This is a genomic window from Bradyrhizobium uaiense (genome assembly GCF_010811875.1).
Taxonomy (GTDB): Bacteria; Pseudomonadota; Alphaproteobacteria; order Rhizobiales; family Xanthobacteraceae; genus Bradyrhizobium; species Bradyrhizobium uaiense.
In genome coordinates this window covers 1-246 of the sequence record NZ_VKHP01000867.1, presented here as the reverse complement: position 1 = coordinate 246, position 246 = coordinate 1, and the positions used below count along the sequence as shown (strand labels likewise).

General features: G+C 66.3%; 1 pseudogene. It reads left to right on the top strand.

From position 1 onward, the window contains the following. Positions 1 to 246, top strand: a pseudogene (locus tag FNJ47_RS52400) (hypothetical protein); the annotation flags it as partial.

The window sequence follows — 246 nt, the reverse complement described above, 5'->3', positions numbered from 1 at the left end:
GCTGATGCCGCGCTACAAGCTCACCATTGAATATGACGGCACGCCGTTCTCCGGCTGGCAGATCCAGGACACCGCGCCGACCGTGCAGGGCGCGCTGGAGACCGCGGTCAAGGCGATCTGCGGCGAGAAGTTCGACCATTGCGTGCTCGGCGAGCCCTCGAATGTCGAGGTGCTCGGCGACATGATCAAGGTCGGCCGGCGCGGCTCGCAATCCGGCACGCTGATTGTCGACGGCGTGCAGGGCCA